Below are 20,828 nucleotides of genomic sequence, written 5' to 3'. Positions count from 1 at the left end.
TCCGAGGAGAAGACGTGGACGCCCGATTGAATGCTTTTCTTGAGCGCGCCGATGCGGTGCTGGCCCGTATCGAGCCCCTGTTGCCCGCTCCACGACCCGCCATCGACTGGTCCCGGACTTTGGCTGCCCGCTGGCAACGCGACGGGCGTAGCGGTTTCCTGCTGCCGCTTGAAGTCAGTCTCGATATTCGTTTGTCGGACCTGATCGGCGTGGATCGCCAGGTGGAGCAGTTGGGCCGCAACACCCAACAGTTCATCGATGGCATGCCGGCCAACCATGCGTTGCTCTGGGGTTCGCGTGGCACCGGCAAATCGTCGCTGGTGCGCGCCTTGCTGGCCGAACATGCCGGGCATGGCCTGCGCTTGATTGAGATCGAGCGCGATCACCTGGCCGATCTGCCCCGGGTGGTCGAGCAGGTGGCGAAACTGCCGCAGCGCTTCGTGTTGTTCTGCGATGACCTGTCGTTCGAATCCGGCGAGGGCGAATACCGCGTGCTCAAGAGCATGCTTGACGGTTCCCTCGAGCAGGCACCGGACAACGTCCTGTTGTATGCCACTTCGAACCGCCGCCATCTGGTGCCTGAAAAGGAAAGCGACAACGAGAACTGGAAGCGGGTCGACGGCGAGCTTCACCCCAGCGAAGCCGTGGAAGACAAGATCGCCTTGTCCGATCGTTTCGGGCTGTGGTTGTCGTTCTATCCGTTTACCCAGGAACATTTTCTCGACGTGGTGGAGCATTGGATCGGTGTGCTGGCCGCGAAGGCCGGGCTGGCCTGGCAACGTGACGAAGCGCTGGATATACAGGCGGTGCGCTGGGCGACCGGACGCGGCAACCGCAACGGACGTTGCGCCTATCAGTTTGCCCGCTACTGGGTGGGCCTCAAGCTTCTGGAGCACAAGGCATGATCGATTTGACGAGCACCGGGGAAGGCCTCGAAGGCTACGGGCTGTTATCGGCACAATTGCAATCGCTGCTGGCGGATGAGCGCGACTTCATTGCCAATGCCGCGCAATTCTCGGCGTTCCTGTTCAGTCAGTTGGACGATCTGAATTGGGCTGGTTTTTACCTCAATCGTAATGACGAATTGGTGCTGGGCCCGTTCCAGGGCCAGATTGCCTGCGTGCGGATCCCGTTTGGCCGTGGCGTGTGCGGTACTGCCGCGGCGACCCGCCAGACCCAGCGCGTGGACGATGTCCATGCATTCGCCGGGCACATCGCCTGCGACAGCGCATCGAACAGCGAATTGGTGGTGCCGCTGGTCAAGGACGGGCGCCTGATCGGCGTGCTGGACCTGGACAGTCCGAAACTGGCGCGCTTTACCGAGCATGACCAGGCCGGCATTGAACAATTGGCCGCGATATTCCTGCGCTTGACCGATTGCTGATCACGCTTTCAATCCTGCCTTGGCCAACAGATTGTCCGGGTCGATTTCATCGATCTGGCGCGGGTCGAGAAACGCCTCGGCGTAGTGCAGGTAGATCCGCTCGTCGATGAACAGCCCGAACAGCTCGGGATCGATATGGGCATCGCGGCACATCGTGGCCATGATGCCCAAGGCTTCACTCAGCTTCTTGGCTTTCTTGTAGGGCCGATCGGCTGCCGTCAGCGCTTCGAAAATATCGGCGATGGCCATCATTCGAGCCGGCAGGCTCATCTGCTCGCGCTTGAGTCGCTTGGGATAGCCGGTGCCGTCCATCTTCTCGTGGTGCCCCCCGGCGATTTCCGCGACATTTTCCAGGTGGCTGGGGAAGGGCAACTGGCTGAGCATCAGGATCGTCTGGACCATGTGATGGTTGATCACGTAGCGCTCCTCGCGAGTCAGCGTGCCGCGGGTAATGCTGAGGTTATAGAGTTCGCCGCGGTTGTATTTCCAGGTCGGCACATCGAGTTGGAAACCCCACGGATTGTCGGCTGGAATCAGCTCGGCCGGATGCCGTTCGAACAGATGTTCGGGCTTGTCCGCCAGCAGCGGTTCAGCGACGGGCAGCGTCGGCGCCGGCACGCGGGCCTGGCGCCGATTTTCCTCCCAGGACACGCCCAGGCGATCGTCCAGGGTTCGGGTCCAGGTGCGTTTGGCGATGCGTTGCAGGCGTTGCAAGTCGGTGTCCGCCATGGCTTCGGAGCCCAGGTTGCAGCGTGCAACGAAGGCGAAGTCATCATCAATGGCGGCTAGCGCGGTGTCACGTCGTTGGGCCAGGAGCGCCGCTTCGCCACCGGTTGCCAGGGCCTGCCAATAGTCGACCCAGGCGTCGCGCTTGAGGACTTCGAAGCGGGTGCGAATTTCGTGGATACGATCGTTCAAGGTTTCCAGCTTGGTGGCTTTGTCCACCACGTACTCGGGCGTGGTGACCTTGCCACAGTCATGCAACCAGGCTGCGATGTGCAGCGCCTCCCATTCATCTTCCGTCGGCTTGTAGCCTTCGAACGCCGGTGCCTGGCTGGCGGCAGCCGCCTGGGCGAGCATGAGCGTCAGGGCCGGTACTCGCTGGCAATGGCCGCCGGTGTAGGGGCTTTTGGCATCGATCGCACCGGCGAGCAATTGAATGAACGAGTCCAGCAATTGCTTTTGCCTGGCTTGCAGGCGCTGGCTTTCGATGCTCACCGTTGCGGTGCCCGAGACCGCCTGCAAGAAAGCGATGCGGTCTGGCTGGAGCTTTTCCAGGTCGGCTTCGGTGCCGGTGTCAGTGATCAATAGCACTAACGCGCCGACGGTTTCCTGATGACGGTTGCACAGGCGTATGCCGATCAAGTGCACGCGGGGGGCGTCCAGTGCCAACAGGACACTACGCAAATCGGCGGCCTGCTCGAAGCCCAAGGACGACACCAGGGTTTGCGTGGCGCCCAGTTCCCGGAACCACTGCGGGCTGTCCGAGGCGTCCAGTGCATAACCTTGTAGCGCGAAGGCCTGGAGATCCCGAGGCGTTCCGTTGATGACCAGTCCGTACGGCTTGATCTGCTCGCCGTCGTTTTCGCGCAGGTAGATCAGGCCGGCCTGGGCCTGGGCGATTTTCACAGTCTCGAACAGCACCCGCTCCAGCAGTGGGGCGAAACGGGTTTCGGCGCGCAGGCTGGCGGTGATCTCGAAAAAACTCGCCAGGGTTTCTTTCATGCGGGCCATCGAAACGCCCAGTTGATCCACCTCCAGCACAGGGGAGCGACGGGACACCGGGTAACTGAAATTAAAGCTGCGGATGGCGTCGGCTTCCCTTACCAACCCACGCAACGGCTTGACCAGAATTCGCGATGTCAGCCAGCCCAAAGGCAGGCACAACAGCAAGGTGGCAAGGGTAATCAGCGCGCCTTGCCAGCGCAGGCGATAGGCATCGGCCAGCAACTCGTCCTCCGGCACCAGCAGAGCCAGTTGCAGCCCCTCTGGCCCACCCTCCTGAATGTGGCTGCGGGAGACAATCCACTGGCGCCCGGCCGCCTCCAGGCGTGGCATGTCACTGTCATTGTCGAGGGCGGCGGCGATGGCCGGGTGCAAGTCACGCGCCTTGATCAGATGGGCCGACTGGCTGTCAGTGACCAGTCGCTCGCTGTCGGGGTAGCCCACGGCGTTGCCTTGAGGGTCGATCAGGGCGATCTCGGTGCCGGTCGTTACCTTGTGCTTGGCCAGCGTCTGGGACAACGCGGCCAGGGTCAGGTCAGCGCCGATGACTGCTCGCTCGCCGCTGCGTCGGGCGAGGGTCGTGCCGATATTACGGCTGGAAAAAAACACGTAGGGTTCGGTGGTGATCTGCTCCGTGGTGTCCATTGCGCTGCGAAACCAGCCCCGGCTGCGCGGATCGTAGTCTTCACCGAGGTGATCCTGGCGGCCGATCAATGTCAATGCCTGATCATAGAACGCCGACTGGGAGTGAACCGAACCTGCGTCACCTGCGCGCTCGACGGTCCACACCTCGTAGAGCGCCTCGGCCGGAGCCTTCAGGGCGTTTTTAGAGGCTTCGGTGCGCAAAGATCGAACCATCAGGAAATTGCCATCGCGATCGCCCAGGTAGAGCGATGCCAGGTTCGGATTGTCCCGCAGAGCCTGGCTGAAAGGGCCGAGCAGGGCCAGTCGTTGCGACATCTGGGGCATGCGTGTTGCTGGATAATCGGCCAGCAGGCCGAGCAAATGGCGGATCGGCTCGTAAGTGTCGTACAGGTCCAGGCGCACCGTCTGTTCGATTCGATTGAACAGCTTTTCACTGCTGGACAGGATGATCTGGGTGGTCTGTCGATAATTGAAGACGCCCAATACCACGCCGGTCAGCAGCAGGAGCAGCGTGAACATCACGCTGATATGGACGTGCAGGGGAAACCTGCGTTTTTCCGGACGCGGTGCGCTGGGCATTTCCGTCACTCCAAGTGTTGGGGGAGATCGCCCCCTGCTACGCACTGCTGAGCGAACAGCATAGTAAACACTGGGTTATTTTGCCTTGGCGATCGCTGCTTCCAGGCTGTGGCCCAGTTCAATCATCGCCTGGCTCAGCGCATTGATGCAGCCATCGATTCGTTCGGGGGGCTGTGCTTGATGGCAGGCCTGTTCCAACGCCTCGCACAGTTGAATCAGCGCAGTGGCCTGCACGATACGGGCGACACCTTTTATCTTGTGCGCCGTCTCGGTAATCGCCTGCCGGTTTGCGCCCCGGGCGACGTCAAGCAGTTCCTGACGGTCAGCGCAGTTGCTGCTGAGCAGTTCTGCCAGCAGGCGGTGGGTGGAGACCGGGTCGCCGCCGGTCAGCGTGTGCAGGCTTTGCAAGTTGAAAGCTCGGGAAGCATTGAGGGGTTTGATGGCGTTCATCCATTGATTAAGTGCGCTCAGACTGATCGGTTTGAACAGGCAGTCGTCCATGCCGGCATCCTTGCATCGCTGTTTTTCCTCGGGCTGCGCGTTGGCGGTAAATCCCAGGATGGTGCAAGGCGGCTGTTGCTGTGCGGCTTCGTGTCGGCGAACCGCCCGGGCCAGTTCGTAGCCGCTCATGATGGGCATGTTGCAGTCGGCGATGATCAGGTCGAAATCCCCGTCAAGCCAGGCCTTGAGACCTTGCTCGCCGTCGTGGCTGACATGGTGGGGATGACCCAGATAATTCAGCTGCTGGGACATCAGCAGCCGATTGGCCGGATGGTCGTCCACGACCAGGACGTTCAGCGTGCACCTCGCTGTTTCAGTCACAGGCGTAACCGGAACGCTGGCCTCTGCCTTCGGCAGGATGGTGAGCGGCAAGGAAATCCGCACCTGGGTTCCAAGGCCCGGCTGGCTGTTCATGTGCAGTTCTCCACCCATGGCCTCGCACAAGTGACGGCTGATTACCAGGCCAAGCCCCGCGCCCTTGCGGGCCATCCGGCTGCCGTTATCGGCTTGGGCAAACGGCTCGAACAGGCGCCCGAGGTCTGCCGGACTGATGCCGATGCCGCTGTCGCTGACTTCCATCTGCAATTGCAGCGTCTTGTCCCGGGCGGCCTGGGGCAGCTTCACGCTGACCTTCACTTCGCCTTGCTCGGTAAATTTCAGGGCGTTGCTGATCAGGTTTGAAAGCACCTGCTTGAAGCGCAGTGGGTCCATTCGCACGTCCGGGTTGATTCCAGCAGGCTCGAATTGCAAGGACAATCCAATGTTCTTTTGCCGGGCCAACCCTTCGAAAACCCGCATGACCGATTGCACCAGGGCCTTCAGGTCAACCCGTTCGGGCGTCAGGCTCAGATGGCCTGTTTCGATGCGGGCGATGTCGAGGATATCGCCTATCAGCTCCAACATGCCGGACGCCGACTCGTACGCGACCTCAATCGCCGAGCGGTCAACGTGGCCCTTGTCGGCGTGTTTGAGGGCCAGTTCAAGCATGCCGATCACTGCGTTCATGGGCGTACGGATTTCATGGCTCATGGTCGCGAGGAAAGTACTCTTGGCCCGGTTGGCGTCGTCGGCCTGTTCTTTGGCGGAGCGCAGTTGCTCGACGAGCTGGCGCCGTTCGCTGATATCAATCCAGCCGCCGATGATCCCTTGCACCTGTGCCGCAGAGTTACGGTACGGAAGGATCCAGTGATAGATCGTCAGCTTCCGGTTGCCAATGTGCAGTGGCCGGTCGGTGATCAACGCGGTGCCTTCAGCCATGACGCGTTGATAGTCCGCCTGGTATTCCCGGGCTTCGAAAGCATTGCTCATGGCACCGGGCATGATGTTCTTGCCGATGACCTCCTCACGCTTCGCGTTGAACGTTTCCAAGTAACTGTCGTTGCAGCTTTGCAGCACTCCCTCGCGGTCTCGCACATAGATCGGATGGGGTGTGCCGTTGAGCAGGGCGTGCATGAACTCGAGTTGGTCATTGAGCGCCAGTTCTGCCCGCTGGCGTTGCCTGATCTGTCGTTGCATGTAGCCGTTCCATGCCAGGGAAAGCAGCAATAACAGGCCGACGCCGGCGACGATCTGGAAAAACAGGCGGTTATAGGCGCGCCATGTGTGTTCCGAGGCCGAGACGTAGCCGCGCCAGCGGTTGTTGATCACGCCCAGTTCGTCGGGATCGATGCTGGTCAAGGCCTTGTCAAGAATGGAGCTCAGCTCCGTGGCGGTTCTTGCGGTGGCCAGCGAGAACATGGCCTGCTGAGTCCCCACGGTGCTGCTGATTTGCAACTTGTCTTTGAGCGAGTGGGACGAGATGAAGTAGTTGGCCATGACCAGCGAGTTCACGCCACCGTCGGCCTGGCCTTGGGCGATCATTTCAGCGGCGTGCAAGGAACCGACGGTTTCGATTATTTTGATGCTCGGGTACTGGTTGCGTAGAAACTCTATGATCGGATTGCTTTTGGCGATTGCCAGGCTTTTGTCCCCGAACTGGTCGAGGGTGGTGGGTGTATCGGAGTGTTTACGGGTCAGCAGCACGAATGAGCTATCGAGGTAAGGGCGGCTTAACTTCATCTGTTGTTGCCGTTCGCTGCTGGGTAAAAGTGCCGCAATCACGTCGGCCTGGCCTTCCAGGACCGCGGCAATCATGTCGTTGTCGTTCTGGTGGCGTTGGACGTCCAGGCGCATGCCGGTACGCAACCGGATCAGCTCCAGCAGGTCGGCGCTGATCCCGCGAAAATCGCCGTCCGAATCAAAGAAGGTGAACGGGGCCGCGGTTTCGTTCACCGCCACTCGAACCACCGGATGCCTTGCCAGCCAGCGTTCTTCCCGGTCGGTCAGTTGTATCTTGTGCTCCGTGAGGTACAGGTCGCTGCCGGCACTCCAACGCTTGGCGATAGCCGCTTGCTCGGCGATGGAGATCTGGTTCAGCGTGGCGTTGATGACCTCCAGCAACCGGGTATCGTTGCGTCGCACCGCGAACCCGAATCCGTAGGATTCATGTTTGCCGAAGCTGGCCATGCGGATGTTGCTCAAGTAACCCTTGCTGATCATGTAGTGGGTGGAAATGGTATCGCCGAGAAACACATCGGCTTGGCCGAAGGCGACGGCGTTGATAGCGTTCTGGTAGGAGGGGTACGTGGTGATAAGTGCCTTGGGGTACAGCTTTTCGATCTCACGGGGCGGCAGGTAGTGGTAGACCATGCTCAGCCGCAGCCCGTCCAGATTATCGGTCAGGGGGCGGTTTTCGTTCGTCCGAGTGACCAGGACAGGTTGATCCACGGCATAGGGAGCCGATAGAGCAATGCCCGGGTTTCGGGCTTCGAAGCCGTTTGCGGTGCCGAGCAGGTCTATCTGCCCGCTCTCGAGCGCGGCAATGGCTGCTTCGCGGGAATCGAAGCGCAGGACTTTCATGGGCAGGCCGGTGGTCTTGGCGATGATTCCGGCATAATCGGCGGTCATGCCTTCGTAATCGCGACCACTGCTGGATAGATCGAAGGGCGGATAATCCGGCGCAGAGGTCCCCAGGACCAGTTCCTGACGGCTTTGCAGCCAGGCACGTTGGGTCTCATCAAGCTTGATTTCGAGATGATCGGCGCTCGCACGGCTCAGCAGGGCGTAGTGCTCAGGCACATTCGGCGCAGCCACGAGAAACACCGCATAAAGCCCTGAACTTAACAGCAGCAGGTACTTGCCTATGCATTTGAGCATCCTGTTATTTCTCACACCAGTGCGTTGCGCTTTGCCATTTCGATCAAATCTACCAGCGACTTCACTTTGAGTTTCTGCATGAGCCGTTTTTTATAGGTGCTGACCGTTTTATTACTTAGGAACATGCCTTTGGCTATTTCCTTGTTGGTGCGGCCCTGGGCAAAAAGTTGCAATACCATCAACTCTCGGTCGTTGACGCTTTTGAAAAGATCCAGCTCGACACTGCGCGGATCATCGTCACGTACGGGGGTGAGCGCTTGACTGGGAAAGTAGTTGTAACCGGACAGTACGGCTTTGATTGCGCTGACAAGTTCACTGAGGTCTTCTTGTTTGCAAACATAACCGGATGCGCCGGACTGCATGCATCGAATACCGAAGAGCGTGGGGGATTGTGCTGTCAGCACCAGCGTCTTGAGCGGAGTGCTCATGGCATTGAAGCGAGAAAGTATTTCCAGTCCGTCAAGTTTGGGGATGCTGATGTCCAGGATGACCAGGTCCGGCATGCACTCACGCACCATTTGCATCGCGTCGACGCCATTATCGGTTTCCCCTACGACTTTATAGCCTTCATGCTCGAGGAGCATTCGAACGGCGAGGCGGATGACCGGATGATCGTCGACAATGAAAACGGAGTTCATGAATAAAGTCCCCTACGAGCTTAAATAAAGCGCGCACCTTAGCCCAGTTAAGGTCAAGTCGCGCGAGGAGACGGGCAGGCATCATCAATTTCAGAAGTTTCCTACAAAAAAAGAGGCGAGGTACCACGATGTATTTAATTGATTGGTAGGCAAGTGGCGTGAGGAGGGGGTGTTTTATGTTCAGTTGAGGGTGGGTTTAGTTCTAATAATTAATCAGGTAGTTAATTACGGCTATCGTCGTCGGTTGACAGGCGAAGACCTGCAACCGACTCCCGTTCGCTCAGGAGGCGGTTGCTGGATGAGGTTGCCTCATTGACGCGTGCGACCGGTCATTTCCTGGGCCATTTCGCTGGCGTAGCTGTCGGTCATGCCGGCGATAAAATCGATCATCCGCAGGAATGCGTTGTGCAGCGAGCCGTCAGGATCGGGTGCGTTATTGCCGAGAAGGTCAAGGATGCGCCGGTTCTTGAACGAAGGGGTACGGCCGCCGTGTTGTTCCAGGGCAGCTCCGCAGAATCCATTGAGCAAAATCTCCAGCGTGGTGTAGGCGCCGATTTCATTCAGGGTCTTTCGCTTGTCCTGGAATATCTTCTTGCGGGCCATGTCCTTGGCATTCAATACGCAGCGCTTGGCTGGACCGTGCATGTGTTCCACCAGGTCTCCCTGCAGCGTGCCCGCCAGCAAGGCCTCCTGCTGCTCGACGAACGCCCGGGCGGCGGCGTTGGTGAGGTGTTCGATGGCCTTGCCACGCAGGATCGCCAGTTTTCTGCGCCGCGAATCCTGCGGCCCGAGCTGGCGATAGGTTTCTGGCAAGTCGTCTCCGACCAGGTCCAGGAGCAGCGATTCCACCTGCGGGTATTCCAGCAGGTCCATCTCGACGCCATCCTCCAGGTCGATCAGCGCATAGCAGATGTCATCGGCCGCTTCCATCAGGTAGACCAGCGGATGCCTCGCCCAGCGCTGGTCCTCGAGTTGCGGCAGGCCGAGCTTATGGGCAATTTGTTCCAGCAGCGGCAGCTCACTCTGGTAACAGCCGAACTTGTGTTTCTTGTAGCCCAGGGAGTCGGCGTGACGAGCAGTCCACGGGTATTTCAGGTAGGTACCCAGGGTCGCGTAGGTCAGCCGTGTGCCACCGTCGAACTGATGGTATTCGAGCTGTGTGAGTACCCGGAACCCCTGGGCATTGCCTTCGAAATTAAGGAAATCGTTGCGCTCGGCATCGCTCATGGCGTCAAGCCAACCACGTCCCGCCGCTTGTTGAAACCAGTAGCGGATCGCGTCCTCGCCGGAATGGCCGAACGGTGGGTTCCCGATGTCATGGGCCAGGCAAGCCGATTGGACCACCATGCCCAAGTCACTTGGCTCGCACCAGTCGGGCAGGGCGCTGCGGATGGTTTCCCCGACACGCATGCCCAGGGACCGTCCCACGCAACTGACTTCCAGCGAATGGGTCAAGCGTGTGTGGATATGGTCGTTGCTGGACACCGGGTGCACTTGCGTCTTGCGCCCAAGGCGACGGAAGGCTCCGGAGAAGATGATGCGGTCGTGGTCTTTGTGAAATGGGCTGCGACCCAGTTCTTCCGGGCTATGCAGCGTTTTTCCCAAGCGTTCGCGAGTCAGCAGGGTGTGCCAATCCAAGGCCGGTGCTCCGTTTGATGAGTCGATGCCTTAGCTTCCCGGTTCGAGCGGTGTCCCGCAAGGCCCCAGAGCCGCGATCAGTTGTGCCTGGGTGTTGCGTCCACCGCCGGATCGGGTCATTCCCGGGCTTGAAGGTGTCAGGGTTTGCGCGCGCTCTTGGCCAGCTTGATCAGCGGAAGCACTGCCGTTGCCAGCCGGACCAGGCGCGACAAGCCGCCAGAACGCCCGCTTCGGGTTCGCTTGCCTCCAAGGAAACCGAGCAAGGAAACCGCAGCTACGCCCCAAAGGGACGCGTGCTTGAGGCCGAAGCCCTCATGCCAACTTTTCGTGAAGCCGCGTACCCGTTGCAGTGGATGCAGCAGTTGGCGCGTTTCCTGGCGGATTTCCTGGCGGTGCATTTCCATGCGCAGGCGCACCAGCGCCTTGCGCATTTCCTGTCGGGTACGGGCTTGGGGAATATCAGGCAGGCTCATGGCAACAGGCGCTCCCGGTCGTTGGCCAATTCTTCCAGGGTGGCATGGAAAGGGGAGGACTCATCGTAGATCGCTGCCTTGAGTCGAAGCCCACAAAACAACGCCGCCAACAGATAGAACAGGCACAGGCCGATAATCCCCGCCAGGCGATAGGTGTCCCATACCAGGATCAGCACCAGCGCCGACAGCCCAACCAACAGCAGCAAACCAAAAACCAGTGCAAGACCTGCAAACAACAGCAGGCTGACGGTACGCGCCTTCTGTTCCTGCAGTTCAATGCCGAACAATTCGACATGGCTGTGCAGCAACCCGAGGAATGCCGCGCCCAGGCGACGCGCTGTGGGTCTTGTGCCCGATTCGGGCGAGCCGGATTCGTCGATGCCCATCATCAGCGCCGAGTCGCCAGCAGTCCGATCAAGAAGCCCACGCCCGCCGCGATGCCGACCGATTGCCAAGGATTGGCCTGTACGTATTCTTCGGTGGCGATGACCGCCGCCTGGCCGCGCTCACGCACAGAGTCTTCGGTCAACTTGAGGGTGTCGCGGGCACGCAACAGGGTTTCGTGGATCTGGCTGCGCAATTCGTCAGCCTGATCGCCCGCCAAGGTCGCGGTGTGATCGAGCAATCGTTCTGTGTCCTGGACCAGCGTCTGGAAATCTTCCATCAGGGTTTCTTGAGCAGTCTTTGCCTGGGTTCTGGCCATGGGTGCATCTCCGTAAGTGACGTCTGAAGCGTTCGAGTATGAGCCTTGCCGGAAGGTTCAGTGAAACTGAGTGGTACATCTTTTGCTCTGGATTCTGCGATGTACTGGTGCGTCCACCCGCGCCAGTGCGCTGAAGCTGGGCGAAAGCCTCTGGAAACCTTAACTCAAATAATCAAAACCCGTGAAGCACCTCGACGCGGTTGCGTCGAGCTACCGGATTTGCGCACCAAAGCGGTTCGTCTGCCTGTGGTAAATCGACGAGCCGTTTCAATTTGGTGCGGTGGTGGCCGGAGCGAACCGCTTTGGTGCTTTTCAACTTCTTCAGGCCTGCCCATACCATGGAAAATATGCAAAGCGCTGTGGACAGTCTCGTCCATAGTTCCAACACGCTGTTCATCCTGCTCGGCGCGGTCATGGTTCTGGCCATGCACGCCGGTTTCGCGTTTCTGGAAGTAGGAACCGTACGACAGAAGAACCAGGTCAACGCCTTGTCGAAAATCCTGAGTGATTTCGCCGTGTCGACCCTCGCCTATTTTTTCATAGGCTATTGGATCTCCTACGGCGTGACCTTCCTGCAACCTGCGGCGGTACTCAGCGCCGACCATGGTTACAGCCTGGTGAAGTTTTTCTTCCTGTTGACGTTCGCTGCCGCGATCCCGGCGATCATTTCCGGAGGAATTGCCGAGCGCGCGCGGTTCGTACCGCAGTTATGCGCGACGGTGCTTATCGTGGCGTTCATCTATCCGTTTTTCGAAGGGATTGTCTGGAACGGTAATTTTGGCCTGCAGGCCTGGCTTCAGGCGCGTTTCGGTGCTGGGTTCCATGATTTCGCCGGCTCCGTGGTGGTCCATGCGATGGGCGGCTGGCTGGCGCTGGCGGCGGTGATTTTGCTCGGGCCGCGTAACGGTCGCTATCGGGAAGGGCGCCTGGTGGCGTTCGCGCCATCGAGTATCCCTTTTCTAGCGTTGGGTTCGTGGATCCTCATTGTTGGCTGGTTCGGCTTCAACGTGATGAGCGCCCAGACCTTGCCAGGCGTGAGTGGGTTGGTGGCCGTCAATTCGTTGATGGCGATGGTCGGAGGGACCGTGGCGGCGTTGATTGTCGGTCGCAACGACCCGGGCTTCCTGCACAACGGTCCGTTGGCCGGTTTGGTGGCGGTCTGCGCCGGTTCCGACCTCATGCATCCGGTAGGCGCATTGGCGACCGGCGCCATCGCCGGCGCTTTGTTCGTCTGGTGTTTCACCGCAGCCCAGGTCAAGTGGAAAATTGACGATGTCCTTGGTGTATGGCCCCTTCATGGGCTGTGCGGTGTCTGGGGCGGAATCGCCTGCGGTATTTTTGGCCAGGATGCCTTGGGCGGCTTGGGTGGGGTCAGCCTCACCAGCCAATTGGTCGGCACGGCGCTTGGCGTGATCGTCGCCCTGGTGGGCGGGTTTGTGGTTTACGGTGCGATCAAGGCAGTACTGGGCTTGCGGCTGACGCAAGAAGAAGAGTACTACGGCGCCGACCTGTCGATTCACAAGATTGGAGCGGTCAGCCAGGACTGAACATTGCGCTACGGTTCCTTGTCCTGATTGCCCGGGTAGAAACCGTGGAGCAGGCCATAGCGCTCGTGTCGGACTTGATCCACATGATGCCGGACCCGCTGCTCCGGCAGCCCGAGCATGATCAGCGCGTGAGAAGCCAGCATCAGGCTCGACTCCAGCAACTCCGGGACCACTTCGGTGGCCCCGGCAGCTTGCAACTCGGCCAGTTGGCTGTCGTCGCGGGTACGCACCAGGATCGGCACCTGCTGATTGACCCGCCGGGCCTCCTTGAGCACGGTCATTGCAATGTCCGTCTTGTCTACCGCGACGACCAGCAATCTTGCGCGACCCAGCCCGACGGCGGCGAGCAGGTCTGCCCGGCGTGAGTCGCCATAGTGCACGCATTTCTCGCCAACCGAGGCTTCGCGGATGATGACCGGGTCGTCATCCAGGGCAACGAACCCCAGTCCCTCCCGGCGTAGAAAACGCCCGATCGACTGTCCTACGCGACCATATCCGCAAATGACCACATGACCTGACAAGCCGGCATTGAGCTCGCTGATCTGGTCCAGCTGCGCTTCTTCGTTGGGCTTGCGATGGAGCCGGGCGGCTATGGCTGGCGCGGCGCGCAGCAATAGCGGCGTCAGCAGCATCGAGCAAAACGTGGCGGCCAATAACAGCCCGCCGATGTCGGCGGGCATGAGGCGGTTCTGTTGCATGAGTGCCATGAGGGCGAAACAGAATTCGCCGCCCTGGGCCAGGGCCAAGCCGCTGCGCCAGGCGGTTTCGCCATCGCTGCCGCGCCACTTCACCAGCGCGGCGACCACGCTGCCCTTGATGATCATCAATCCCAGCGTCAGCCCGAGAATCAGCAGGCCATCCTCGACGAACAGTTGCAAGTCGATCAGCATGCCGATGCTGACGAAGAACAGTCCCAGCAGGATATCGCGGAACGGCCGTATATCGGCCTCGATCTGATGCCGATAATGGCTTTCGCCAAGCAACATGCCGGCGAGGAATGCCCCAAGAGCCGGTGACAGGCCAAGCAGGTGGGTAAGCCATGCGGTCAGCAGCACGATCACCAGGGCCAGCAACACAAAAAGCTCGGCGGACCGGGACGCCGCTACTTCGTGGAACAGCCGTGGCAGCAGCAAGCGGCTGGCCAACAGCAAGCCGCCGAACAGCACCAGGGTCTTGCCCAGCGTCAGGGGCAGCGCCCAATACCAGGCGTGCTCGCTGCTGCCGGCAAACACCGGCACCAGGGTCAGGAGCAGTACCGCGACGACGTCCTGGAACAGCAGCACGCCGATGGCATTCTGGCCGTGACTGGTGAAAATCTCCCCCAGGCTGGTCAGCTCCTTGCTGACGATGGCGGTGGAGGACAAGGCCAGCCCGGCGCCGAGCAACAGTGCCGCCATCGCCGGAGCGCCGCAGCCCACCAGCAGGGCGCCCAGCAGCGCTCCCGAACCCACCACCTGCAGGCTGCCGAGTCCGAACACCACCCGGCGCAATTCGAGCATCTTCGAGAGCGAGAATTCCAGGCCCAGCGAGAACAGCAGGAAGACCACGCCGAGTTCGGCAAGGTCCGGCAGTTCCTCGCTGTCGTTCACCCAGTCCAGCGCGGTCGGGCCGACGGCCAATCCGACGCAGAGATAGCCAAGCACGGGCGGCAGGCGCACTCGCCGGAACAGGGCAATGACCACCAGGGACGAGGCGAGGATGATCAGCAGGTTGGTAAACAAGGGATACTCCGTTTCAGGTGCTGACACTCAGCGTAGAGGAGAAATGAACCGAGCATCGTCGAAAATACTTTCGTGCTCAATGATTTGCGTCAGCGCTTTACCGAAACATTCTGAATCACGGCACCCGTCTCGACGGCTTCACGAGGCAGGCCTAGAATGACCGTCTATCTTTTTTGGGTCTACCTGCCATGCCGCCTGAATGCCAGTTGTTCGGCACCCTGGGATGCCATTTGTGTGAAGTTGCAGAGGCCGAGCTGATGCCCTTCGTTGAACACGGATTGTTGGTGGAGTTGGTGGATATCGCCGAACGCGAGGCGTGGTTCGAAGCTTACGGTTTGCGCATTCCGGTATTACGCAGGGTCGACACTGGCGCGGAGCTGGATTGGCCCTTCGATGCCGATCAGGTCGCCGCCTTCCTGCGTTGATACCTTCCATCCTTTGAGTCACACGCCGCCATTGGCGAAATGAGATTCTTCGGTTACTGTATGCCTATACAGCTATCCGGAGTGCGTGCCTTGGTCAATGTCGAGCAATTGAAAAACAGCGTGAACAGGATGTCCGCGGACGTTGTGCGTGAGGCGGTCCTGGAGTTGCGCCTGGATGGTCTGGTGACCGAAGGGAAGACGCCCTTCAATAAACTGCACTTCAACACCTGTTTCGCCGAGATCGAAGCACTGTTCCAGCGCGCCGGTTATCACAAGCAGCTGGATGTGGTGGGTTACCAGGGGTTGTTGTATGCATTGTACGACCCGGGGCGGTGGGAGGCGGTCGAGGTGCTGCGCTGGCTGAAAGAGTTCACCGAAGCAGCAGCGAGACCGACGCCAATCCGCGCATGAGCCAATCATTGCTGGGCTGGTTTGCGTGACTATCGGATAATGCCGACCCCGTAAAGGTTAAAGAGTCTTCAATGTCTGGTTCATCGTTTTCCGCGGCTCACCATCAGGCGAGCACGCTGTATTTGCCGCCCGGCGCCTGGCAGACAGTGCTCGATTGTCTCTGCGAGCATTTCAGCGCGATCAGCCGCGAGCAATGGCTGGATCGGATCGCCCGGGGACGAGTATTGGACGAAGAGGGCAGGTCGATTCGTGCCGACTTGCCATACCGTGAAGGGCTGCGCATCCATTACTTTCGGGAAGTCCCCGACGAAAAGCCGATCCCGGTAGTGGAGTCGATTCTCCATGCTGACGAACACTTGGTGGTGGCTGACAAACCGCATTTCCTGCCTGTCACTCCAGCGGGGGAGTACGTTGAGCAGACGTTGTTGCGGCGATTGATTCGTCGGCTGGACAATCCCCATCTGGTGCCCTTGCACCGCATCGATCGCCACACGGCCGGGCTGGTGCTGTTTTCAGCCAATCCGCTGACCCGTTCAGCTTATCAATCGTTATTTCCGACGCGACGGATCGAAAAATATTACCAAGCCATTGCCCCCGCATTGCCTGGATTGGCTTTTCCGCACGTGCACAAGAGCCGGATGATCAACGGGGAGCCGTTCTTTCGGATGCAAGAAGGGCCGGGCGAGCCCAATACCGAAACGGCCATTGAAGTGCTTGAAAGGAATGGCGACCTGTGGCGCTACGGCCTGTATCCGGTGACCGGCAAGAAACATCAGTTACGGGTTCATATGAACGCGTTGGGGGCGGGCATCTGCAACGATCCCTTCTACCCCGACGTGGTTCGAGATGCCGAGGATGATTATTCCAGTCCACTCAAGTTACTGGCGCGTGGGTTGCGTTTCATCGATCCGATCACGGGTGTGGAGCGCTCCTTTGAAAGCGCGATAACGCTGCGTTGGTAATGGCGCCGCTTTAGGACAGGCAACAAAAAGCCCGCAACAATGCGCAATGCTGTTCACTTAAGCGGAGCAGCTTTGCGGTTAACCGGATACCGGGTTTTTGACATCTTCACCGCCCTGGGCCTCGCCGGTCTGGGGCGTTTTGTTATGAAGAGCACGCCTATGCTGCCTCGAAGTTCCTCCAGGCGCCTTGGGGTATGGGACGGCGATACGGCCCCGGCCATTACCACCAAATGGCTGGCAATGTGCTGACAGGCAAACTTGAAGCTTACTTCGCTCGGCGCTCGCTTGTGAGCAACCGCAGCCTGACTGGCCTCCCGGCGCACCACGTTATAAGCCAGTAACAGCCCCCATAATTCCTGATACACCAGATCCACAGTCTTGCTGCGAAGCGTCAGTGCATTGTCTTGCATTGAGCTTTTGATATCTCTGAACCCCAACTCGATTTCCCACCGCTCGTGGTAAAGCGTCGCGACCTGCTCGGCACTGAATTTTGAGGCCGGTAGCGAGGTGAAGACCGTCTTTTCCTTTCCTTCGACTTCATAGGTCACAGCGCGCACTTGCCAGTATTCAGGTAAAGCCGGATTCTTTTTACGCGCCTGCGGCGAGACCTTCATCTGTACCAGATAATCGCCATCGCCATAATGTTCGACTTCGGTTCTGACCGTCCCCTTGCGTTCGGGGATCATCCAGTGCCTGTCTTGCTCAGCGTTTTGAATACTTAACAACAGATCAGCGCTGAAAAAACCTTTGTCCAGTAAAGTCACCGAGTGGCTGGGTATGCTCTCGACAAAGTCCTTGGCCAGAGGAATTTCTCCCTTGCGATAAGGACTGATGGCTGCATTGGCGATAATGTGGGCGCGGGCATTCATCAGCGCGACAAGACGCAGTACCGGGTAAGGCGTCTGCCGATTGGAGGAGGTGTTACCTGAGCCGAAGTGCTCCCGTAACTGCGGTGTTTCCGGCGTTCGGAACAATGCGCCATCGACGGCAAAAACCTGGAGTCCATGCCAGTCGTCTTGCGGGTAACGCTCGTATCCCCAGGCATTGGCGCACTGTCGAAATAGCCATTGCACAGGCTGATTGCCCAGGCGCTGGCGCGCCTGTGACAGCCCGCTTTTTGCCAAGAGCACCTCGTTGGCTAGACCTTCGGCGCAGATATTGAGTCGGCGGGCGACCTCAACGATGGGCTCGCCTCTGAAAAGCGCCATCCCGACGACTAGCCAGAGCACCATGTCGCAGGGTAGCCGTCGACGTCGGATAGTCGCCTTCTCGGCCAAAGCTGCGGCAGTGCTAATCCACTCTTGAGGAATGTGATCAGCGAAAACGTCGAGGCGAGTGAGCGGCTGCTCAGCAAAGTCCAGAACAGCGCCTAAATCCTGAGCGACAGACATAAAAAATCCGGAATCCTTAATCAGATTCCGGATTTTCCTGCTGCCCGAGGATTAGTCAACAATCCTTAAGTGAACAGCATTGCGCAACAATGCGGGCTTTTCTTCATCTGCCGTGACGTCGAAGATTACAGGTCTTTAACGGTACGAACCTGATCCTTGTTCACGCGAGTCTGCTTGCCATCCAGTTGCTCGAATTCGTAGAAGCCGCTGTCTTCATCGTAATGTGGCGTGTCGACGGCCTGGATTTCGCGACCGTCATTCAAGGTAATCACTGTTGGCGATGCACACCCGGCGAGAGTGGCGAGGCCCAGCGCGAGCATGAAAGTAGCGAGGGTCCGTTGAGTCATGGTGTTTCTCCGAAATGAATTCTTCAAGTTACTGACCTTCAGACGTATACATCGCGAGCAAGTTCCTGGCTAGTGTCAATCTGACACGCCTGCGTGATGGGCGAGGAGCTCCGGTGTGTTGAGATTAGCCAGCCTCGGATCATTGGCGGGGCACTGCAAGGCCACGGCATGCAGCGTGCGCATGATGCGGCCAGGGCTGCGTTCGCCTTCCTGCCACGCCTGTTCAAACGTTGCTGCCAGCGCTACCGGGATGACGCACAGCAGCGGCTCCCAATGTTCGCCATGACGCACCATCAACGGCTTGTCGGGGTGTTGGCTTGCCGTCTCGCGCATGCTGTCGAGCAGGCTTGCATCAATCTGCGGTACGTCGCACGGCAGGACCAGCAGATAAGGATGCCGCGCCACCCTGAGGCCCGCACGGATGCCAGCCAGTGGGCCGGGAAAATCCCCTTCCTCATCATGAACCAGCTGATCTGCGTACAGGGCGTAACGTTCCGGGTTGCGGTTGCAGGAGATGATCAGGTCATCGCTCAAGGTCCGGGTCTGCCGATGAAGGTGGGCAATCAACGGTTCTCCGTGCCATTGCAGCAAACCTTTGTCTTGCCCGCCCATCCTTTGCCCGCGCCCGCCCGCCAGGAGCAGGACGGAACAGCAAGGCAGGGGAGTGTTCGAGGTCATCGTGTGTCTCCGCGCGGGCGAAAAAATCAGGCGCTGTGATATAACACCAGGCTGTTTCCTCTACAACTGGAAGAGCCTATGAAAGCCAAGGCTGATGTACCTTTCGTGCCGCTCAATATCGCGGTACTGACTGTCAGTGATACCCGTACCCTGGAAACCGACACATCGGGACAGGTCTTTGTCGACCGGCTCACGGAGGCAGGGCATAACCTCGCGGCGCGGGTGTTGCTAAAAGATGATCTGTACAAGATCCGCGCGCAAGTCGCCACGTGGATTGCCGACGAGGTAGTACAGGTGGTGCTGATCACTGGTGGTACCGGCTTCACCGGTCGTGACAGCACTCCCGAGGCCGTTGCGTGCCTGTTGGACAAACAGGTCGACGGATTCGGCGAATTGTTCCGGCAGATATCCGTGGCGGACATTGGCACCTCAACGGTGCAGTCCCGAGCACTGGCCGGCCTGGCCAACGGTACGCTGGTGTGCTGCCTGCCGGGTTCAACCAATGCGGTGCGCACCGGATGGGACGCAATCCTGGCTGAGCAATTGGATGCGCGGCATCGGCCGTGTAACTTTGTGGCCCATTTGAAACAGGCGGCTCCTTGTGAATCCCGTGGGTAAACCGGGCAAGACTGGGGCCTTGATGGCCGTCGAGGTCGCGTTGGAGCGGTTGCTTGAGATGGCGGCGTCTTCGCCGATCATCCAGCGCGAGCGGGTGCCCCTGGCGCTGGCGCAGGGCCGGGTGCTGGCCGAGGATCTGGTGGCGACGCTCGATCTGCCGCCTTGGCCCAACAGCGCCATGGACGGCTACGCTTTGCGCCTGGCCGACTGGCATGGCGAGGCGCTGGTGGTCAGTCAGCGGATTTTCGCCGGGCAGTCTCCAGACCCCTTGGCCGCGGGTACCTGCGCGCGAATCTTCACCGGGGCGCCCGTTCCGGTCGGCGCCGATTGCGTCGAGATGCAGGAAAACGTCGTGGTCGAAGATGACCAGCGGGTACGGTTCACCCAGCCCCTGGCGAGCGGGCAAAATATCCGTCCCCAAGGGCAGGAAACAACCGTCGGCGAACAGGTTCTGTGCAGCGGTACTCGCCTGGGTCCTATCGAGCTGGGACTCGCGGCATCCTTGGGTTGTGCATCGCTGGAAGTGGTGCGCAAAGTGCGCGTTGCAGTCCTGTCCACGGGCGATGAACTGGTGGAACCTGGCCAGCCCCTGGGGCCGGGGCAGATCTACAACAGCAACCGCGTGCTGCTTTGCGGGTGGCTGCAGCGTCTGGGGTGCGAGGTCGTGGATGCGGGCATCCTGCCTGACGATTTGTCCGCTACCCGCCGGTGCCTGGCCGGGCTGGCAGATGTCGACCTGATCCTTTCCACGGGTGGGGTCTCGGTGGGTGAGGCCGACTTCCTGGGCATAGCGTTACGTGAAGAAGGTGAGCTGACGCTGTGGAAGCTCGCCATCAAGCCCGGAAAACCGCTGACATTCGGACATTTCCGTGGCGTACCGGTAATAGGCCTGCCCGGAAATCCCGCTTCTACGCTGGTGACTTTTGCCCTATTGGCTCGGCCATATTTACTGAGACGCCAGGGCGTTCAGTCTGTGGAACCGCTCAAGTTCAAGGTGCCTGCCGGTTTCGTCTGGCCGAAGGCGGGCAGTCGGAGAGAGTACTTGCGAGGCCGTATTGAAAATGGCCGCGCAGTTATTTACCGCAACCAGAGTTCGGGCGTCTTGCGAAGCGCAGCCTGGGCCGACGGGCTGGTCGAGATCCTCGAAGAGCGAACGCTGGTCGAGGGCGATGAAGTGAGCTTTATTCCCTTGAGCGAAGTCTTGGGTTAGCTCTGATTCAACATATTCAGGCCCGAGCAGGTACTCG

General features: G+C 59.6%; 19 protein-coding genes. 8 read left to right on the top strand and 11 right to left on the bottom strand.

Features of this window, described 5'->3' with window-relative positions; translation table 11 throughout:
- Positions 1 to 14: 14 nt before the first annotated feature.
- Positions 15 to 905: a DUF815 domain-containing protein gene (locus tag HU762_RS11735; protein ID WP_186636819.1), complete on the top strand. Its 891-nt coding sequence runs from the start codon at positions 15 to 17 to the stop codon at positions 903 to 905.
- A complete protein-coding gene (locus tag HU762_RS11730) occupies positions 902 to 1,384 on the top strand; it encodes a GAF domain-containing protein (RefSeq protein ID WP_186636816.1) in 483 nt (160 codons plus the stop codon). The genes HU762_RS11735 and HU762_RS11730 overlap by 4 nt, the downstream gene beginning before the upstream one ends.
- Here the strand turns inward: HU762_RS11730 and HU762_RS11725 are convergent, their stop codons facing one another.
- From HU762_RS11725 to HU762_RS11695, 7 genes are all read right to left on the bottom strand, one after another.
- Entirely contained in the window at positions 1,385 to 4,333 is a 2,949-nt protein-coding gene (locus tag HU762_RS11725) for an HD domain-containing phosphohydrolase (protein WP_186636814.1), read from the bottom strand.
- Positions 4,334 to 4,408: 75 nt separating this feature from the next.
- Positions 4,409 to 8,029, bottom strand: a complete 3,621-nt coding sequence (locus HU762_RS11720; protein WP_186636812.1) for a transporter substrate-binding domain-containing protein — start codon at positions 8,027 to 8,029, stop codon at positions 4,409 to 4,411.
- 11 nt (positions 8,030 to 8,040) lie between these two features.
- A complete protein-coding gene (locus tag HU762_RS11715) occupies positions 8,041 to 8,667 on the bottom strand; it encodes a response regulator transcription factor (protein ID WP_186636811.1) in 627 nt (208 codons plus the stop codon).
- 309 nt (positions 8,668 to 8,976) lie between these two features.
- Positions 8,977 to 10,305 carry a deoxyguanosinetriphosphate triphosphohydrolase gene (locus HU762_RS11710; protein WP_186636810.1) on the bottom strand — a complete coding sequence of 443 codons (1,329 nt, stop codon included), beginning with the start codon at positions 10,303 to 10,305 and terminating at the stop codon, positions 8,977 to 8,979.
- Between the two features lie 137 nt (positions 10,306 to 10,442).
- The gene (locus HU762_RS11705) at positions 10,443 to 10,778 is read right to left on the bottom strand and encodes a hypothetical protein (RefSeq protein ID WP_186609923.1); all 336 of its coding nucleotides are present in this window, start codon (positions 10,776 to 10,778) and stop codon (positions 10,443 to 10,445) included.
- Positions 10,775 to 11,164, bottom strand: coding sequence for a phage holin family protein (locus tag HU762_RS11700; RefSeq protein ID WP_186609945.1), 390 nt, complete (start codon positions 11,162 to 11,164; stop codon positions 10,775 to 10,777). The genes HU762_RS11705 and HU762_RS11700 overlap by 4 nt, the downstream gene beginning before the upstream one ends.
- Positions 11,165 to 11,166: 2 nt before the next feature.
- Positions 11,167 to 11,481 carry a YqjD family protein gene (locus HU762_RS11695; RefSeq protein ID WP_186609922.1) on the bottom strand — a complete coding sequence of 105 codons (315 nt, stop codon included), beginning with the start codon at positions 11,479 to 11,481 and terminating at the stop codon, positions 11,167 to 11,169.
- Between the two features lie 338 nt (positions 11,482 to 11,819).
- Between HU762_RS11695 and HU762_RS11690 the strand changes: the two genes are divergently transcribed.
- On the top strand, positions 11,820 to 13,028 hold the full coding sequence (locus HU762_RS11690; protein ID WP_186636809.1) for an ammonium transporter: 1,209 nt from the start codon (positions 11,820 to 11,822) through the stop codon (positions 13,026 to 13,028).
- Between the two features lie 8 nt (positions 13,029 to 13,036).
- Here HU762_RS11690 and HU762_RS11685 read toward each other — a convergent pair whose 3' ends face one another.
- Positions 13,037 to 14,749 carry a monovalent cation:proton antiporter-2 (CPA2) family protein gene (locus HU762_RS11685; RefSeq protein WP_186636807.1) on the bottom strand — a complete coding sequence of 571 codons (1,713 nt, stop codon included), beginning with the start codon at positions 14,747 to 14,749 and terminating at the stop codon, positions 13,037 to 13,039.
- 188 nt (positions 14,750 to 14,937) lie between these two features.
- Here HU762_RS11685 and HU762_RS11680 point away from each other — a divergent pair, with 188 nt between their 5' ends.
- From HU762_RS11680 to HU762_RS11670, 3 genes are all read left to right on the top strand, one after another.
- Positions 14,938 to 15,174, top strand: a complete 237-nt coding sequence (locus tag HU762_RS11680; RefSeq protein ID WP_186636796.1) for a glutaredoxin family protein — start codon at positions 14,938 to 14,940, stop codon at positions 15,172 to 15,174.
- Between the two features lie 90 nt (positions 15,175 to 15,264).
- Positions 15,265 to 15,585, top strand: a complete 321-nt coding sequence (locus HU762_RS11675) for a transcriptional regulator (RefSeq protein WP_186609944.1) — start codon at positions 15,265 to 15,267, stop codon at positions 15,583 to 15,585.
- A gap of 71 nt (positions 15,586 to 15,656) precedes the next feature.
- Positions 15,657 to 16,547: a pseudouridine synthase gene (locus HU762_RS11670; RefSeq protein WP_186636794.1), complete on the top strand. Its 891-nt coding sequence runs from the start codon at positions 15,657 to 15,659 to the stop codon at positions 16,545 to 16,547.
- Positions 16,548 to 16,600: 53 nt separating this feature from the next.
- Here HU762_RS11670 and HU762_RS11665 read toward each other — a convergent pair whose 3' ends face one another.
- The 3 genes from HU762_RS11665 to mobA form a co-directional block, all read right to left on the bottom strand.
- A complete protein-coding gene (locus tag HU762_RS11665; RefSeq protein WP_186636792.1) occupies positions 16,601 to 17,938 on the bottom strand; it encodes an IS4 family transposase in 1,338 nt (445 codons plus the stop codon).
- A gap of 125 nt (positions 17,939 to 18,063) precedes the next feature.
- Positions 18,064 to 18,285: a YgdI/YgdR family lipoprotein gene (locus tag HU762_RS11660; protein ID WP_039588986.1), complete on the bottom strand. Its 222-nt coding sequence runs from the start codon at positions 18,283 to 18,285 to the stop codon at positions 18,064 to 18,066.
- Between the two features lie 75 nt (positions 18,286 to 18,360).
- On the bottom strand, positions 18,361 to 18,963 hold the full coding sequence (gene mobA / locus HU762_RS11655) for a molybdenum cofactor guanylyltransferase MobA (RefSeq protein WP_186636790.1): 603 nt from the start codon (positions 18,961 to 18,963) through the stop codon (positions 18,361 to 18,363).
- Positions 18,964 to 19,041: 78 nt separating this feature from the next.
- Here mobA and moaB point away from each other — a divergent pair, with 78 nt between their 5' ends.
- Both moaB and glp read left to right on the top strand, forming a co-directional pair.
- Positions 19,042 to 19,581, top strand: a complete 540-nt coding sequence (gene moaB / locus HU762_RS11650; RefSeq protein WP_186636788.1) for a molybdenum cofactor biosynthesis protein B — start codon at positions 19,042 to 19,044, stop codon at positions 19,579 to 19,581.
- A gap of 22 nt (positions 19,582 to 19,603) precedes the next feature.
- Complete coding sequence (glp, locus tag HU762_RS11645) at positions 19,604 to 20,791, top strand: gephyrin-like molybdotransferase Glp (protein ID WP_186636858.1); 1,188 nt, start codon at positions 19,604 to 19,606, stop codon at positions 20,789 to 20,791.
- The last annotated feature ends 37 nt before the right edge of the window (positions 20,792 to 20,828 follow it).

It is taken from the genome of Pseudomonas sp. SWRI92 (genome assembly GCF_014268685.1).
Lineage (GTDB): Bacteria > Pseudomonadota > Gammaproteobacteria > Pseudomonadales > Pseudomonadaceae > Aquipseudomonas > Aquipseudomonas marvdashtae.
This window is presented reverse-complemented; position numbering and strand designations above follow the sequence as displayed.